At 61.2% G+C, this 16414-nt stretch carries 17 protein-coding genes; 9 read left to right on the top strand and 8 right to left on the bottom strand.

Annotated elements, in window-relative coordinates; translation table 11 throughout:
• Nucleotides 1-37: 37 nt before the first annotated feature.
• From uvrD to ACP7EW_RS17915, 3 genes are all read left to right on the top strand, one after another.
• The gene (uvrD, locus tag ACP7EW_RS17905) at nucleotides 38-2221 is read left to right on the top strand and encodes a DNA helicase II (RefSeq protein WP_426218650.1); all 2184 of its coding nucleotides are present in this window, start codon (nucleotides 38-40) and stop codon (nucleotides 2219-2221) included.
• A gap of 189 nt (nucleotides 2222-2410) precedes the next feature.
• On the top strand, nucleotides 2411-3280 hold the full coding sequence (locus ACP7EW_RS17910; RefSeq protein WP_426218652.1) for a Tim44 domain-containing protein: 870 nt from the start codon (nucleotides 2411-2413) through the stop codon (nucleotides 3278-3280).
• Between the two features lie 135 nt (nucleotides 3281-3415).
• On the top strand, nucleotides 3416-3823 hold the full coding sequence (locus ACP7EW_RS17915) for an SMI1/KNR4 family protein (protein ID WP_017739032.1): 408 nt from the start codon (nucleotides 3416-3418) through the stop codon (nucleotides 3821-3823).
• Between the two features lie 16 nt (nucleotides 3824-3839).
• Here ACP7EW_RS17915 and ACP7EW_RS17920 read toward each other — a convergent pair whose 3' ends face one another.
• Nucleotides 3840-5603 (bottom strand): cation:proton antiporter, encoded by a 1764-nt coding sequence (locus ACP7EW_RS17920; RefSeq protein WP_033897248.1) that lies wholly within the window; start codon nucleotides 5601-5603, stop codon nucleotides 3840-3842.
• Between the two features lie 291 nt (nucleotides 5604-5894).
• Here ACP7EW_RS17920 and ACP7EW_RS17925 point away from each other — a divergent pair, with 291 nt between their 5' ends.
• The gene (locus ACP7EW_RS17925) at nucleotides 5895-6380 is read left to right on the top strand and encodes an acyl-CoA thioesterase (RefSeq protein ID WP_003177014.1); all 486 of its coding nucleotides are present in this window, start codon (nucleotides 5895-5897) and stop codon (nucleotides 6378-6380) included.
• A gap of 3 nt (nucleotides 6381-6383) precedes the next feature.
• Here the strand turns inward: ACP7EW_RS17925 and ACP7EW_RS17930 are convergent, their stop codons facing one another.
• Both ACP7EW_RS17930 and pdxY read right to left on the bottom strand, forming a co-directional pair.
• Nucleotides 6384-7415, bottom strand: a complete 1032-nt coding sequence (locus ACP7EW_RS17930; protein WP_426218655.1) for a hypothetical protein — start codon at nucleotides 7413-7415, stop codon at nucleotides 6384-6386.
• Between the two features lie 81 nt (nucleotides 7416-7496).
• Nucleotides 7497-8369 (bottom strand): pyridoxal kinase PdxY, encoded by an 873-nt coding sequence (gene pdxY, locus ACP7EW_RS17935; RefSeq protein ID WP_033897245.1) that lies wholly within the window; start codon nucleotides 8367-8369, stop codon nucleotides 7497-7499.
• Nucleotides 8370-8486: 117 nt separating this feature from the next.
• Here pdxY and ACP7EW_RS17940 point away from each other — a divergent pair, with 117 nt between their 5' ends.
• A complete protein-coding gene (locus ACP7EW_RS17940) occupies nucleotides 8487-8879 on the top strand; it encodes a DUF3301 domain-containing protein (protein WP_016978674.1) in 393 nt (130 codons plus the stop codon).
• Here the strand turns inward: ACP7EW_RS17940 and ACP7EW_RS17945 are convergent.
• The 4 genes from ACP7EW_RS17945 to dksA are packed head-to-tail and all read right to left on the bottom strand — an operon-like array spanning nucleotide 8873 to nucleotide 12164.
• On the bottom strand, nucleotides 8873-9835 hold the full coding sequence (locus ACP7EW_RS17945) for a CobW family GTP-binding protein (protein WP_426218657.1): 963 nt from the start codon (nucleotides 9833-9835) through the stop codon (nucleotides 8873-8875). The genes ACP7EW_RS17940 and ACP7EW_RS17945 overlap by 7 nt on opposite strands.
• A gap of 44 nt (nucleotides 9836-9879) precedes the next feature.
• Nucleotides 9880-10524, bottom strand: coding sequence for a DUF1826 domain-containing protein (locus tag ACP7EW_RS17950; RefSeq protein WP_426218659.1), 645 nt, complete (start codon nucleotides 10522-10524; stop codon nucleotides 9880-9882).
• Nucleotides 10524-11732, bottom strand: a complete 1209-nt coding sequence (zigA, locus tag ACP7EW_RS17955) for a zinc metallochaperone GTPase ZigA (RefSeq protein WP_426218661.1) — start codon at nucleotides 11730-11732, stop codon at nucleotides 10524-10526. The genes ACP7EW_RS17950 and zigA overlap by 1 nt, the downstream gene beginning before the upstream one ends.
• A 27-nt stretch (nucleotides 11733-11759) precedes the next feature.
• Nucleotides 11760-12164 (bottom strand): RNA polymerase-binding protein DksA, encoded by a 405-nt coding sequence (dksA, locus tag ACP7EW_RS17960; RefSeq protein WP_426218663.1) that lies wholly within the window; start codon nucleotides 12162-12164, stop codon nucleotides 11760-11762.
• A gap of 127 nt (nucleotides 12165-12291) precedes the next feature.
• On the opposite strand from dksA, the gene ACP7EW_RS17965 reads away from it, so the two are divergent.
• A complete protein-coding gene (locus tag ACP7EW_RS17965) occupies nucleotides 12292-12660 on the top strand; it encodes a glutamine synthetase (protein WP_426218665.1) in 369 nt (122 codons plus the stop codon).
• Here the strand turns inward: ACP7EW_RS17965 and ACP7EW_RS17970 are convergent.
• Nucleotides 12657-13859 (bottom strand): N-acetylmuramoyl-L-alanine amidase, encoded by a 1203-nt coding sequence (locus tag ACP7EW_RS17970; RefSeq protein WP_426218667.1) that lies wholly within the window; start codon nucleotides 13857-13859, stop codon nucleotides 12657-12659. The genes ACP7EW_RS17965 and ACP7EW_RS17970 overlap by 4 nt on opposite strands.
• A 128-nt stretch (nucleotides 13860-13987) precedes the next feature.
• Between ACP7EW_RS17970 and folE2 the strand changes: the two genes are divergently transcribed.
• Genes folE2 through ACP7EW_RS17985 form a run of 3 tightly spaced genes read left to right on the top strand, consistent with a single transcriptional unit; the run spans nucleotide 13988 to nucleotide 16409 of the window.
• Nucleotides 13988-14878, top strand: coding sequence for a GTP cyclohydrolase FolE2 (folE2, locus tag ACP7EW_RS17975; protein WP_426218669.1), 891 nt, complete (start codon nucleotides 13988-13990; stop codon nucleotides 14876-14878).
• A complete protein-coding gene (locus ACP7EW_RS17980) occupies nucleotides 14875-15543 on the top strand; it encodes a metal ABC transporter ATP-binding protein (RefSeq protein ID WP_426218671.1) in 669 nt (222 codons plus the stop codon). Before folE2 ends, ACP7EW_RS17980 begins: the two co-directional genes overlap by 4 nt.
• Nucleotides 15543-16409, top strand: coding sequence for a metal ABC transporter permease (locus ACP7EW_RS17985; protein WP_016978683.1), 867 nt, complete (start codon nucleotides 15543-15545; stop codon nucleotides 16407-16409). The genes ACP7EW_RS17980 and ACP7EW_RS17985 overlap by 1 nt, the downstream gene beginning before the upstream one ends.
• Nucleotides 16410-16414 lie beyond the last annotated feature (5 nt).

Below are 16414 nucleotides of genomic sequence, written 5' to 3' on the forward strand. Positions count from 1 at the left end.
ATTTGCCCCACTCCCTCGGGCACCCTAGAATGCGCCGATGCGCGATGATCTCTCCCTTTTGCTGAACTCCCTCAACGATGCCCAACGCCAGGCCGTAGCAGCCCCCGTTGGCCGTCAGTTGGTCCTGGCCGGTGCTGGCTCCGGTAAAACCCGAGTGCTGGTGCACCGTATCGCCTGGTTGATCCAGGTCGAAAACGCGTCCCCGCATTCCATCCTGTCGGTGACCTTCACCAACAAGGCCGCTGCCGAGATGCGCCACCGCATCGAGCAGTTGATGGGCATCAGCCCGGCCGGCATGTGGGTCGGCACCTTCCACGGCCTGGCGCACCGCCTGCTGCGGGCGCACTGGCAGGAGGCGGGCCTGGCCCAGACCTTCCAGATCCTCGACAGCGATGACCAGCAACGCCTGGTCAAGCGCGTGATCCGCGAGTTGGGCCTGGACGAACAGCGTTGGCCGGCGCGCCAGGCGCAATGGTTCATCAACGGCCAGAAAGACGAAGGCCTGCGCCCGCAACATATCCAGGCCAGCGGCGATTTGTTCCTGGCGACCATGCGCAGCATCTATGAAGCCTACGAGGCCGCCTGTGCACGCGCCGGGGTCATCGACTTCTCCGAGCTGCTGCTGCGCGCCCTCGACCTGTGGCGCGACAACCCAGGCCTGTTGGCCCATTACCAGAAACGCTTCCGCCACATCCTGGTGGACGAGTTCCAGGACACCAACGCCGTGCAGTACGCCTGGTTGCGCCTGCTGGCCAAGGGCGGCGACAGCCTGATGGTAGTGGGCGACGACGACCAGTCGATCTACGGCTGGCGTGGCGCGAAAATCGAGAACATCTACCAGTACTCCGAAGACTTCCCGGACGCGGTGACCATCCGTCTGGAACAGAACTACCGCTCCACCGCCGGGATCCTCAAGGCCGCCAACGCCTTGATCGCCAACAACACCGGGCGCCTGGGCAAAGAGCTGTGGACCGACGGCGGCGAAGGCGAGGCGATCAACCTGTACGCCGCCTTCAATGAGCACGATGAAGCACGCTACGTGGTGGAAACCATCGAAAGCGCGCTGAAAACCGGCCTGGCGCGCAGTGACATCGCGATCCTGTACCGTTCCAACGCCCAATCGCGCGTCCTGGAAGAAGCCTTGTTGCGCGAACGCATCCCGTACCGCATCTATGGTGGCCAGCGCTTCTTCGAGCGCGCCGAAATCAAGAACGCCATGGCCTACCTGCGTTTGCTGGAAGGTCGCGGCAACGATGCGGCACTGGAACGGGTGATCAACATCCCGGCCCGTGGCATCGGCGAGAAAACCGTCGAGGCGATTCGCGACCACGCGCGCCATGCCGATGTGTCGATGTGGGAAGCCATGCGCTTGCTCATCGTCAATAAAGGCCTGACCGGCCGCGCAGCCAGCGCTTTGGGTGTGTTTGTCGAGCTGATCGAGAACCTGGCGGCCAAGTGCGCGGAAATGCCATTGCACCTGATGACCCAGACGGTGATCGAACAGTCCGGGCTGATCGCCTACCATGAGGCGGAAAAAGGTGAGAAAGGCCAGGCCCGGGTAGAAAACCTTGAGGAACTGGTAAGCGCTGCCCGTGCCTTCGAAAACACCGAGGAAGATGAAGAGCTGACGCCGCTGGCTGCTTTCCTCGGCCATGCGTCGCTGGAAGCCGGCGATACCCAGGCGGATGAGCATGAAGACAGCATCCAGCTGATGACCTTGCACAGCGCCAAGGGCCTGGAATTCCCGTACGTGTTCCTGGTGGGCATGGAAGAAGGCCTGTTCCCGCACAAGATGAGCCTGGAAGAACCCGGCCGTCTTGAGGAAGAACGCCGTCTGGCCTACGTGGGCATCACGCGCGCCATGCAGAACCTGGTGATGACCTACGCCGAGACCCGACGCCTGTACGGCAGCGAGACCTACAACAAGGTGTCGCGCTTCGTACGTGAAGTACCGAAGGGCCTGATCCAGGAAGTGCGCTTGTCCAACAGCGTCAGTCGCCCGTTCGGCGGCGGGCAGCAGCAGAACTCCAGCAGTATGTTTGCGGGTTCCGAGATTCCGGAAACCCAGTTCAGCCTTGGCCAGCAGGTCAGGCATTCGGTGTTCGGCGAAGGCGTGATCCTCAACTTCGAAGGCGCTGGTGCACAGGCCCGGGTGCAGGTGAACTTCGCCGAAGGCAGCAAGTGGCTGATGATGGGCTACGCGAAGCTCGAAGCCGTCTGAAACATTTGCCTACATGAAGGTGACTGGCCCGCCCTTGTTTTTAACAGGCGCGGGCCAATATCAGTAATAAGTCCTACAGACCATTCTGAATCGGTCCTACGCAAAAGCCCGAAACATTATGTCGCTAGCCACTGCCTCTACACCTGTGCAACATGGCGCGCGTGCAATCCACAAATGGGAATTCCCTTTATGAAACGTTTTCTTAGCATCGCCATGGCGTTGTGCATCGGCCTGACGATGAGCATCGACGCCAACGCCAAACGCTTCGGTGGCGGCAAAAGTTCCGGTGCAGCACCGACTCACCAGACCAGCCAAATGGCTCCATCCGCCGGTGCCGGCGGTGCAGCCGCGACCGCAGGCGCAGCCGGTGCTGCGGGCGCCGCTGCCAAGGCCGGCGGTGCTTCGCGCTGGTTGGGCCCTCTGGCCGGTATCGCTGCCGGTGGCCTGCTCGCTTCCATGTTCATGGGTGGCGGCTTCCAGGGCATGCAGATCTTCGACATGCTGATCCTGGCGGTCATCGCCTTTGTGATCTTCCGCTTTATCGCCGCCCGTCGCCGCAAGCAGCAGGAGCACCTGGCTCCAGCCGGCGCGCCGATGCAGCGTGAAGTGTTCGAGCAAAAACCAGCCATGGGCTCGATCTTCGGTGGTTCAGCAGCCCCTGCTGCGGCCCGTCCGGTGATCAACGCGCCGGCCTGGTTCAACGAAGAGCGTTTCGTCGAAGCGGCCCGCAGCCACTTCCAGTCCCTGCAGCAGCACTGGGACGCCAACGAAATGGACAAAATTGCCGAGTTCGTGACCCCGCAACTGCTGGAGTTCCTCAAGCGCGAACGCGCTGAGATTGGCGATGCATTCCAGTCGACTTACATCGACGACCTGCGCGTGCAGTTGGACGGTGTGGATGATCGCGCCGACAAGACCATCGCCACCCTGACCTTCAGCGGTGTGTCGAAGACCTCGCGTTTCGACCAGGGCGAAGTGTTCAGCGAAAGCTGGAACATGGAACGCCCACAAGGCGACAACCAGCCTTGGCTGGTCGCCGGTATCCGCCAGAACGGCTGATCCCTTCACGCTTAGCACGCAGATACAAAAAACCCCGGACCTGTCCGGGGTTTTCTATTTCACGGTTGCACTTATAGCGAGCTACTGTATAAAACGCCCCTATAAACCGCGCCATCTAGCAAGAGGATCCCGGCCGTGGAAGAAATCATCGAACAATTGCGTGAAGCCAACGAACCGGTCCCGGTTCCGCTGGAGCTGCCTGACGAAGACCAACTGGTGGAAATCGAGGAACAACTGTTCATCGATATCCCGTTTGTCTTCCGTGAATTTCTGCTGACCGTCAGCGATGTGGTGTACGGCAGCCTGGAACCGGTGACCGTTACCGACCCGCAATCCCATACCTACTTGCCCGACGTGGCTGCCAATGCCTGGGATGCGGGTGTTGATCGCAGCATGATCCCGATCTGCCAGGACGGTGACGACTACTACTGCGTTGAAGAAGACGGCACCGTGGTGCTGTGGTCCGGCGAAGAAGAACTCGTGACCGAAGAAACCTGGGAATCGGTGTGGCACTGGGCGCGGGACGTCTGGCTGGAAAGCTGAGCCCACACCCAGGCGCTTAGTGCTCGGGCGTATCCTTGTGGTTATCCAGCGTCTCCAGCAAGGCGACCTGCATCCGCGTATGCACGCGGATGAACCACCGCCAGAGCACGGCCGCCACCGCCGCCGTGACCACGGCAATGAGCACCAGCAACTTGTTGGTCGGCAGAATACTGGCCGACAAGGCTGCCAATAGCAGGAAGATCACCAGCAGCGACAGGATCGGGATCAGCTCTGCAATCACCCGCCGTACGCGCTGGGTATGCCGTCCGGCCATTTCGGGCTTCACGCTCATCTCCGCCAACAGCATCGACAGCGCCTTGAGCTTGCGATACGCCGCAATCAGGAAGGGCAGCGACAGCAACAACGCCCCGCCCCAGATCAATGCCTTCTGCCAGCTCGGATCGCTGATCCAGCCTTCCAGATACCCACCGATACGCGCCGCGAAAAAGCTGCCGGCGAAGAAGATCGCCACCACCAGCGCCAGGTTCACCCCGACTTGCAGGATGATCTTGCGGATCATCGACGCCAGCATTGCGCCTTCACCTTGAGGCTGGATACTGCGCAGCCATTCGCCGTACATGCCGAACACCCGGCTCATTCGCTGCGGCATGATCGCCGCGATCTTCAAGGACAATGGGTCGGCACCGCGAATCAGGTACGGCGTGAGCAGTGTGGTAATGGCTGAAACCGCCACGGCGACGGGGTAAAGGAAGTCACTGGTCACCTGCAACGTCATCCCCAACGCCGCGATGATGAAGGAAAACTCGCCAATCTGTGACAGCCCCATGCCCACGCGCAGTGAGGTACGGCCGTCATTGCCGGCGATAAACGCCCCCAGGCCACAGGACAACATCTTGCCCAGCACCACCGCCACGGTGATCACCGCAATCGGCCAGGCGTATTGCAGCAGGATCTGCGGGTCGATCATCAAGCCGATGGCCACGAAGAAGATGGCGCTGAACATGTCGCGAACCGGCTCGATCAGGCGCTCGATCTTAATCAACTGACGGGATTCGGCCATGATCGCGCCGATCAGGAACGCGCCCAGCACCATGCTGTACTCCAGCTTGACCACCAGCAGGCAGAAACCGAAACACAGGCCCAGTACGGTGATCAGCAGCATCTCGTTGCTTTCGAACTTGGCCACGTAGGCCAGCAAACGTGGCACCAGCAAAATGCCGATGACCAGCGCGACGATCATGAACAGCGACAGCTTGCCGACCGTGGAAAACACTTCGCCGGAGCTGACCGTGCCGCTGACGGCAATGCTCGACAGCAAGGCGATGATGCCGATGCCGAGGATGTCCTCGACGATCAGCACGCCGAAAATCAGCTGGGCGAAGCGCTGGTTTTTCATCTTCAGGTCATTGAGCGCCTTGACGATGATGGTGGTGGAGGAAATCGCCAGGATCGCGCCGAGGAACAGCGAGTCCATGGTGTTCCAGTCGAACCAGCGGCCGATTTCGTAGCCAATCCAGATCATCAGGATGATTTCCAGGAAAGCCGCGATGAAGGCTGTGGCGCCGACCTTGAACAGCTTGCGCAGGCTGAACTCCAGGCCCAGGCAGAACATCAGGAAGATCACCCCCAGCTCGGCGAGGGTCTTGATGGTGTCTTCGTCGTGGATCAGGCCGAACGGCGGGGTGTGCGGGCCGATGATGAACCCGGCGACGATGTAGCCCAGCACCACCGGTTGCTTGAGGCGGTGAAACAGGATGGTGACAACCCCTGCCACCAGCATGATCACGGCCAGGTCCTGGATAAAGCTGATGGCGTGCATGGCGAGGGGCTCCTTGAGGGTACTGGCGCTTTTCCCACTTCCGCCCGCGCCTTTGAAATGTCGCAAAGGGCGAAAGGAAAAGTCTGCCTGGATCGTAAGAAATGCCCTGAGATGGGCTTTTGAAGGTTAACACCGCGACTTCCGGCAGAAAGCCGGTGCAATATATGGAAACAGATCGGTACACGCGTGACGGCAAGCCGACCACCGGCGTCCCGTTAAGGAAGGCACAGCAAAGATTCCAGCACCCGCAGAGGTGCCCCCCAACCAATGCCTACAACCCGTGAGTGTGCTATGGAACCCGGAAACGCCCAGCTGTCGATGACGGTATTGATGACCCCTGATATGGCCAACTTCTCAGGCAATGTCCACGGCGGCACCCTGCTCAAGTACCTCGACGAAGTGGCCTACGCCTGCGCGAGCCGTTATGCCGGCCGTTATGTCGTGACGTTGTCGGTGGACCAGGTGATTTTCCGCGAGCCGATTCATGTCGGCGAGCTGGTGACCTTCCTCGCGTCGGTCAACTACACCGGCAATACCTCGATGGAGGTAGGTATCAAGGTGGTGACCGAGAACATCCGCGAACGCTCGGTGCGCCACACCAACAGCTGTTTCTTCACCATGGTGGCCGTGGACGACCAGCGCAAACCGGCCGCCGTGCCGCCTTTGCAGCCGCACAACAGCGAAGACAAGCGCCGGTTCGTGCAGGCCCAACAGCGCCGGCAGATCCGCCAGGAGCTGGAAAAGCGCTACCAGGAAATCAAGGCCGACGCGCTGTAGGCGTCAGTAGTGCCAGCACTTGTCGAAGTGCGCGCACACATCAAAGCGCTGATCCAGCTGGCCCATGCGCGCCAAGTGATGGTTGAGCACTTCAACCATCACTGACTTGCGAGTGTTGGTGTAATAGGCGGTCATCACCTTGTCATTCGCTGCCACGAGATCACGCGTGGTTTTGTCCGTCGGGTTCAGCCATTGTTCCAATACGGCGTCCTCGGTGACGCTCAGTCGATAGCGGAAAACCTCTATGTAGAGGCCCATCGTGCGCGCTTGTTGCGCCGCTGCGTCTTCATTCAATAGTGCGAAATTCTGCCGATATTGAGTCCAGTAGGCTTCCGGCAACGTGAACGAGCCCATTGCCGCCTTACGCTTGGCAATCTGCGCTTCAAGCGTCGCGGTTGTCGACGGTGGTTCGACGGGTGTGTCCGGATTCATCATCTTGAACAACTGCACGTTGGTATCGACGATGGTGTTGATCTGCGCAGCGCGCTTGGGCGTTTGCGGAATCTGCTTGGGGAACATCGGCGTGCTACCGGCGCATGCTTGCAGCGGGGTTTCAATCATCGGCTGCGGAATGCGCTCGTCTTTACCGTTGAAGCGTTGCAGACGTTGGAAGGTCGTAATGCAACTGCCCCCAGCTACGTCGAATGTCACTTCATATTCCTTGCTTGCTTCTGGCGTGAAACTGATCGCCTTGGCACACAAGTAGCTGCCGCCATTCGTGTTGATGCGCATGAAAACCGGTTTGCCAGGCGCCAGCTTGACTTCCAGTAGGCCACGGGCTTTCTCCGGCGGCGGCACGATCATTCCCGCCCGGCGCGTGGTATCGGCCATCAGGAAATTGTTGAGAATGCCCGTCGTGCGACCTTCGCAGTGCTGCGCGTCGAAAAAGTCGAGGGTGGAGTTCTGGGTGTTGGAGATAAACCGCAGCTTGGCGGCATCCGGCTCGGTGGCGTCCGGGTAAGTGCCGTTGACGCTGCAAGCGCTGAGCAGCGAAACCAGGCTTAGCGTGGAAAAAGCCCGTAGGAAATATGACATGGTTCTTCCTTGAAAAGCACAGGGGACAAAGAGGCGCCGATAGTACCGGACGCCCTTTGCCTGGCTCAATCAGGAATGTTCCTACAGCTCGATCGGCGTCGCTTCGAACCGCACGCGAGGATGGGCGATACGGTCCTGGGCGCGCACCAGTTCCAGTTCATAACTGGCACAGGCCTGGGTTTCCAGCAGCACTTCATGCACGGCTGCGGCGGTGAACTCGAACGCCGCCAACAGGCTGTCGCCCAATAGTACCCGCGCCAGGAACAGCCCCGAGGTCAGGTCGCCCACGCCCACAGGCTGGCGTGGAAACGCCAGCAATGGCCGGCGCAGGTGCCAGCTGCCCTCGGCGGTCACCAGCAGCATCTCGAAACCGTCCGGCAGCTTGCCGGGGTAGTCCAAGTGCTTAACCAATACCGCCTTCGGCCCGCGTGCCAGCAGCGCCTTGGCCATGGCCAGGCAATCGAACAGCGATTGCGGCTTACGCCCGGCAAAACTGTCCAGTTCCAGCTGGTTGGGGCACAGGAAGTCAGCCATGGCCGCGGCTTCGTCCAGCAGGAAATCGCTGACTTCCTGGGGCACGATGCAGCCCTTCTCCGGATGGCCCATCACCGGGTCGCACAAATACAAAGCCTTGGGGTTGATGGCCTTGATGCGCGCCACGCCGCTGAGAATCGCACGCCCCTGGTCCGCACTGCCCAGGTAGCCGGACAGCACGGCGTCGCAGTTGCCCAGCTCGCCGATCGCGGCGATGCCTTCCACCAGCGCCGGAATTTGCTGCGGCGCCAACACTTCGCCCGCCCATTGGCCATACTGGGTGTGGTTGGAGAACTGCACCGTGTTCAACGGCCAGACGTTCACCCCGACGCGCTGCATGGGGAATACGGCGGCGCTGTTTCCGGCGTGGCCAAAGACCACATGAGACTGGATCGCAAGCAGATGAGGTGTGCGTTTCATGCGCGGGATTTCCGTAAAGCCATTGAAATTCTGGCCGCGCAGTATGCGACTAAACGCAGCCTGTACGACAGACCGGCGACACAGTTAAGCTGCTCTCACTTTGTTGGAGTCTTTCGCATGCTGACCCTGGGAAACATCTTCGTGTTGATGCTGCTGGCGACCGGTGCCGCCTGGGTGTGGCACAACCACGGCCTGCGTGAGCGGGCGCTGGAGCGGGTCAAGCAGCATTGTGCCAAGCTCGACATCGAACTGCTGGACGGCGCGGTGGCGCTCAAGCGTATCGGGTTTGTGAAGGATGCCAATGGGCGGCGGCGCCTCGCGCGTATCTACAACTTTGAATTCACCGTGACCGGCGAAACCCGCCATCCGGGGACCATCACTCAATTCGGCGCCCACAGCGCGCAGATCGAACTGGCGCCCTACCCGTTCGAGATCAAGACGCCGCTGCCCAGCGCCGAAGTGATCGAGCTGAGCCAGTGGCGCCAGGACCACGCCAAGAACCGTCAGTAACGGCAGGCCTTTAGTGCGGCCTGCAAGGCGGCCAGGTCCTGTGGCTCGCTGAAAATCAACTCAATACGTGAATCACGGCGCCATTCGCTGGCCTGCCAAGTCAACTCGCTGTTATCCACCGCGTTGGTCGAAACCCACCCGTCGGCGCTGTGGATAACCAGTTTGGCGCGCCGCCATTCAAGGCTTGTCAGCCACTGGTCGAGGCGGCGGGTATCGAACTGCTGGCTAGGATGCCAGCGCCAGCCGACACTCCAGCCGCCCTCTTGGGCCTGACTCAGGCAGATCGGTTGAGTGGGATCGCTCCACACCGCCGGCATTTGCGCGAGGCCTTCGGGCAGTTCGACGTTATCCACAGCGGCTGAAGCCTGCGCGTTCAGGCCGGGTAATTGTTGCAGGGGCAATTGCGCCTGGCGGGTCCAGTAGAGCGGGCATTCGGGCAACTGCCGTTCGATCGCTCGACGCTGCCCGGCGTCCAACCCTTCATCCTTGTTCAACACCAGCAACCCGGCACTCGTCAGAGCCTCTTGCTGCGCTGGCGGTAATGGTTTCCCTGCGGCCAGCGCCTGGGCATCCAATACCAGCACGCAAGGCTGGACGGACAGCACGCCCTGCCATGGCGACTGTCGCAACTGCTTGAGCAACTGCGCCGGATGGCCCAGGCCCGACGGTTCGATAAACAGCCGGTCGGGCTTGGCCTTGCGCAACAGACGACCCAGTCCTACCTGGAACGGTGCACCATTCACGCAGCACAGGCAGCCTCCGGCGACTTCGCCCAGGGCAATGCCGTCGTCATCCTGGGTGAGCAAGGCGGCGTCCAGGCCGATCTGCCCGAACTCGTTGATCAGCACCGCCCAGCGCTCGTTGGCCGGGCGCTGGGCGAGCAGGTGCTTGATAAGGCTGGTCTTGCCGGCGCCCAAGGGCCCGGCAATCACGTGGGTGGGAATGTTCTGCAGCATGAGGGGCATCGTTCGGACCGTGTAGAGCGTTTGATCCTACGCGGTTATGCGAGCCAATCCAGTGTCAGGATCAATCGACGCTCATCGGCCTTGAGCGCCGGTGACCGGTGGATCAAACCGTGATTCTCATTACCGTGCCATTTGGTGCCCTTGAGCAGGGCGACTTCGCCGCAGCGAATCTGTTCGACACGCTCGGTGGGCTCGGCCTCCGGCTGGCTCAGCCTGCGCCGGTCCATCACGCCTTCGCGCAACCACTGGCTGCCGACCCCCGCATAGGTGGTGATCAGCCTCACCGGCACATGGTCGACGTGAAAACGTGGGCACATCGCCTTATCCAGCAACCGCAAACGCACGCCAATACGCTTGGCGCCCAGCAGGCAGGAAAACGCGCTGACCAGCCACGACACATCCGCGATAAAGCCTTCGTAGCCTTCCAGATCACGGCAGCTGGACGCCAATCCCTGCAAGTTCGGCACCGCGTCTTCGTTGTTGAGCTCGATCACCATGGAATCGGCCAACGGCTCGTTGAGCGCCACCAGCAAGGCGCCGAACTCGGCGATGTGCAACGGCAACTGCCGCTCCCACACGGCCAGGTTGACGCCATCTTCCAGGATGTCGGACAGCGCCAGCGGGGTTTCGCCACGGGTCTGGCGAATCACAGGACGCAGGGGAATCACCGGGGCCAGCATCAGGCGGCTGCCTCCTCATACCAAGGGCCAAAGGGATCGGCCAGCAGGCGCCAACCGTCGACGCCCTGGGCCATTTCTTCATCGTTGAGCAGGCACGCGTCCAACTCGGCACGCAGTAGAGTGAAGTCGATGTTCTGCCCGATAAACACCAGTTCCTGGCGGCAATCACCGGTGCTCAGTTGCCAGTTGCCCATGATTGCCGCGATGCTTTCTTCGTCCTGAGGCCACTGGCTTTTTGGCACAAAGCGCCACCAGCGTCCGGCAAAACCGTGGCGCATCAAACCGCCGGCCTGGGACCAGCTGCCCGCATCCTGGTGCTTGCTGGCCAGCCAGAAAAAACCTTTGGAGCGCAGCAGTTTGCCGTTGACCCACGGGCGGTCGATGAAGTCGAAGAAACGCTGTGGATGGAAGGGACGGCGCGCACGGTAAGCGGTGGAAGCAATACCGTATTCCTCGGTTTCCGGCACATGTTCACCGCGCAGTTCCTGCAGCCAGCCTGGGGCTTGGGCGGCGCGTTCAAAGTCGAAACGGCCGGTGTTGAGGATCTTGTTCAGCGGCACTTCGCCCATGACCATCGGGATGATTTCCGCCTGGGCATTCAGGCGCTCAAGGATCGCTATCAACTCTTCGCGTTCGCGGCTGCTGATCAGGTCGATCTTGCTGATGAGGATCACGTCGGCGAATTCGATCTGCTCGATCAGCAGGTCGGTGATGGAACGCTCGTCTTCTTCACCGAGGGTTTCACCCCGCGACGCCAGGCTTTCGGCGGCCTGGTAGTCGAGCAGGAAGTTCATGCCGTCGACCACGGTGACCATGGTGTCCAGGCGCGCTATGTCGGCCAGGCTTTGCTCGTTTTCGTCGCGGAAGGTGAAGGTTTCGGCTACGGGCAAGGGTTCGGAGATGCCGGTGGACTCGATCAGCAGGTAATCGAAGCGACCTTCCTTGGCGAGTTTTCCCACTTCCAGCAGCAGGTCTTCCCGCAAGGTGCAGCAGATGCAGCCGTTACTCATCTCCACCAGTTTTTCTTCGGCGCGGTTGAGCGTGACGTCGCGCTGGACCTCACTGCCGTCGATATTGATTTCGCTCATGTCGTTGACGATCACCGCCACCCGCAGGTTTTCGCGGTTGCGCAGCACATAGTTGAGCAGCGTGCTTTTACCGGCGCCGAGAAAGCCGGACAACACAGTAACGGGGAGACGATTGGGCATCAGGTATTCCTCATCAGGGTTGGCCGGTCAAATCGCCCGTTTATGGCGTTCGCGCAGCTCTTCACGTTCTTTGGCTTCGATACACAGGGTGGCGGTAGGACGCAGCAACAAGCGCTGTAGGCCGATGGGCTCGCCGGTTTCGCGGCACCAGCCGTATTCGCCGCGCGCCAGTGAGTCGAGGGCGTCGTCGATCTTGTCCAACAGCTTCTTTTCCCGCTCCAGCAGGCGCAGTTGCCATTGGCGCTGTTCTTCGGCGCTGCCGACATCGGCGGGGTCGCTGTTGGTTTCCTGCTCGCGCAGCACCAGGAACTCGGCGTCGATGCGGGCTTGCAGCTCATTGCGCTGGGCCAGCAGCAACTCACGGAAGAACCCTTGCTGGGCTTCATTCATGTAGTCGGCGCAAGGCTGGGCCAGGAGGTCTTGTTCGGTCATGGGGAGCGGTTCACGGGTCAGGCTGTTTTTTAATGTTATAGTATAACAAAACAAATAAGCCAATCCCCTCTTGCTCGCCACGACGAAGGGCGCAATGCTTGAACACTCCCCAGCCTTGAGAAACCCGATGAGATACCTGGTGTGCGCCCTGTTATTGGTTGCCGTGGGACCTGCGTGCGCCCAGGCGCTAAGCCTGCTGGCCAACTGCACGCGCAGCGCCAATCTGCTCGCTTGCGTTGACCCTTTAGGCAACGCCTACAGCGTGGCGACGGTCGGCAGCACCACGTATTTGCGCGGGTACGAGGTGATCGGCAAACGCTATTGGGCACAGACCAACAGCCGCTACGGGCAACTGACGTTCTTTACCGGGTTGGCGTCGGACGGTGAGGCGTGGGTCGGCTACACGCGGCGCGTGGGCTGGACCACCCTCAACCGGTTTTCCAGTTCGGGCGGCGCCAGCGCCAAATTCACCTGTAGCCGTATAACCGGCTGTTAGACCTGACCGTTCTTCTGTTCCTGCACCCACGCCATGTAACTATTCATCGGTGGATTCTTCTGGAAGTATTTTTTCAGGCCTTCGAACAGGCCGTCGGCAACCGCCTGTTGATGACGCGCGGTGACCAGCCGCGCACTGTCCCGTGCGTTGGAAATAAACCCGGTCTCCACCAGGATCGACGGCACGTCCGGTGACTTGAGCACCGCAAATCCGGCTTGTTCCACGCGCTTCTGATGCAGGCTGGTGATGCCTTCCAGGCTGCCCAGGATCGAGCTGCCCAGTTGCAGGCTGGACGCGATAGTAGCGTTCATCGACATATCCAGGATCACCCCGGCGAGCATCGGGTCCTTGTCTTTCAGATTGAGCAGGCTGGTGGCACCGAGCAGATCGGCGCCGTTTTCCCGTTGCGCCATGAACCGCGCCGTGGCTGAAGTGGCGCCGCCTTCGGACAGGGCATACACCGACGCGCCCGAAGCGGTGATGCGTGGCGCCGCGTCCGCATGCACCGAGATAAACATGTCGGCATTGTGCTTGTGGGCGATTTCCACGCGCTTGCGCAGCGGCACGAAGAAGTCGTCGTTACGCACCAACTTCACGTCGAAGCCTTTCTCGCGCTTCAAGCGTTTAGCCAGCAGTTGGGCGATGGACAGCACCACGTCTTTTTCGCGCTGGCCTTTGGAACCGACGGCGCCTGGGTCCTTGCCGCCGTGGCCGGGGTCGACCACCACAATGATGTCGCGTTTGGGATGCGCTTTATCCACCAAAGGCTTGGGCTCGGCCGCAATCTGGCGAGGCGCCTGGGTGGCGCTGGTCAGGTCCAGGACCAGTCGATGGCCTTGGCCATCCTGAGGCGGCAATAGAAAGCTGTTGAGCTGCATCGGTGCGGCCAGGTCCAGCACGATGCGCGTGTCGCCTTTGCCGAAATGCCCGGAACGAATCGAGGTGATCCCGCTGTTCTTCAGCGCCAACTGAGAAAAATCACCACTGAGCCCGGCGCCGCTCAAGTCGATGATCAAGCGTTCCGGCGCGCTCAGGGTGAAGGTCTTGTATTGCACCGGACCGCTGAGGTCGAACACCAGGCGCAGCTTGTCGTCCGAGCGCCACAGGCGGGCGTTGCTGATCTGCGTGGCGTGGGCGGCAAACGGCAAGGTGAACAGCGAGCTGGCCAGAAGCAGGTTTAGGAGCTGACGTCTGTGCATGAAAAATACCGCAAATAAAGGAGCGTCCCTACTCGACATGACTGAAAAAAGACTGGAGCAGAAAAATCATCGTCGACTCAATAGTTATAATATAACATGTCTTTTTATTTCCAACGATGGACCTGCTCATGAATGCGCTGACTCTGCCGGATATCGCCGCGCAGGCTTCCCGCCAAGCCTTGCCACTCGACTGGGTGGGCATGTGCGGCATCGCCCTGCCGATTCTCATCGACGGCCAGCGCCTGACCGCCACCGCCGATGCCGGCGTGAGCCTGGACGATGGCGCCGCCCGTGGCATTCATATGTCACGCCTGTACCTGGCCTTGGAGATGCTCGACCAGCAGCCCCTTACGCCTGCACTTCTGCGTAATGTACTGCAGCGTTTTCTCGACAGTCATGAAGGTTTATCTAATAACGCCTACCTGCGCATCCACACCGTTTTGCTGCTCAAACGCCCGGCGCTGGTCAGCCCGCTGGCCGGTTGGAAAGGCTACCCGGTGAGTATCGACGCCCGTCTGGAAAACCAGATGTTCCACGTGGAACTAAAAATTGACGTTACTTACTCCTCGACCTGTCCATGCTCCGCTGCCCTCGCCAGGCAGTTGATTCAGCAACAATTTCTCGACGACTTCGCCAACACCCCGTTGCAGCATGAAGACGTATTGACCTGGCTCGGCAGCGCGAACGGCATCGTCGCCACGCCTCACAGCCAGCGCAGCAGTGCGCAATTGCATGTCGAGCTGCAAGGCGAGCAACTGCCACTGACAGGCTTAATCGACACCGTCGAAGCCGCCCTCGGCACCGCCGTACAAACCGCCGTAAAACGGGCGGACGAACAAGCCTTCGCCCTGGCCAACGGGCAGAACCTGATGTTCTGCGAAGACGCCGCCCGCCGCCTTAACCTCGCCTTGAAACGCTCGGATGCCGTCAAAGCCTTCCACCTGAAAGTGGTCCATGCCGAAAGCCTGCACGCGCACGATGCCGTGGCTGAAAGCCGCTGGACGAGACACCCTGCATGATCACCTGCACCGCTTTACGCTGGGGCGCACCCGGCCAGCCGCTGACGCCCGCCATCGACCTTACCCTGGAAAAAGGCAGCCTCACTGGCATCATTGGCGCCAACGGCACCGGTAAAAGCAGCCTGCTTAAAGTCATCGCCGGCCTGCAGAAACCCCTGGCGGGCAAGGTCACAGTGGATGTTCCACGCCGTGGCGGCCTATCGTTCCTGCCCCAGCAGCAACACCTGGACCGTCAGTTTCCCATCAGCCTGCAAGAGCTGGTCGCCGCCGGTTTCTGGGGCACGCAACTGTCCCCGCAACAGCGCAGCCAACGTCTTGAGGCAGTACTGGAAGACTGGTGCCTCAGCGGCCTTGAGCACCGCCCGTTGATGGCACTGTCCGGTGGCGAGCTGCAACGCGCCCTCCTTGCTCGCATGAGCCTGGCCGAAGCGCCCGTTCTGCTGCTCGACGAGCCTCACGCCGCCCTTGATGAAGAGGGCCAGGCGCTGTGCTGGAAACACATCCACGCCTGGCATGAGCAAGGCCGCACGCTGATCGTGGTCTGCCATGACCTCGCCTCCGTGCGCCACCACACCCAGCAAGTGGTGCAGATCAAAAGCACCGGCTGCGTGTTCGGCCCGAGCAAAGAGCTGATCCGCCCGCAGCCACAGATGCAGGTGGCCTGATGCATTTCGCCGCCCACCTGTGGATGCCCTTCGTCGACTTCGTCTTTATGCGCCGTGCTCTCATCGGCGGGTTGGTACTCGCCTGCAGTACCGCGCCGCTGGGCGTGTTCCTGATCCTGCGGCGCATGAGCCTGATCGGTGACGCTGTCGCCCACGGCATCCTGCCCGGCGCAGCCCTTGGCTTCTGGTTCGCCGGCCTCAGCCTGCCCGCCCTGACCATCGGCGGCCTCGGCGCGGGCCTGAGCATGGCTGGCCTTTCCGCCTGGATCACCCGCCGCACCGGCCTGCGCGAAGACGCCAGCCTCGCCGCTATCTACCCCATCTCCCTGGCCGCGGGCGTGCTGATCCTCGGCATCGCCGGCAAACGCCTCGATCTGCTGCACCTGCTGTTTGGCTCCGCCCTGGCGGTGGATGAAACCACCCTCACCGGCATGCTGTGGGTTTCCAGCTTCAGCCTGATCGCCATGGCCGCGATCTACAAACCGCTGTTGCTGGACACCCTCGACCCGTTGTTCCTGCAGACCGTCAGCCGCCTCGGTCCGCTGGCCCATGGTTTGTTCCTGACCTTGGTGGTGCTGAACCTGGTCATCGGCTTCCAGGCCATCGGCGCCCTGATGGTGGTGGGCCTGATGATGTTGCCGGCCATCGCTTCACGTTTCTGGAGCCGGCGCCTGCCGGTGTTGATCGCGGTATCGGCAGTGCTGGGATGCCTGTCGGTGTGGCTGGGTTTGTTGCTGTCGTTCTACTACTCGTTGCCCAGCGGCCCGGCCATCGTGCTGGTAGCGGGCGCCGGGTATCTGCTGTCCGTGGTCTTCGGTCCGGTGCACGGCTTGCTGCGCCGCCCGCCTTTGCTGTCATCCCAATGAGGTGT

Origin of the sequence: Pseudomonas sp. DWRC2-2 (assembly GCF_049897885.1) — a bacterium.
Lineage (GTDB): Bacteria > Pseudomonadota > Gammaproteobacteria > Pseudomonadales > Pseudomonadaceae > Aquipseudomonas > Aquipseudomonas azotoformans_A.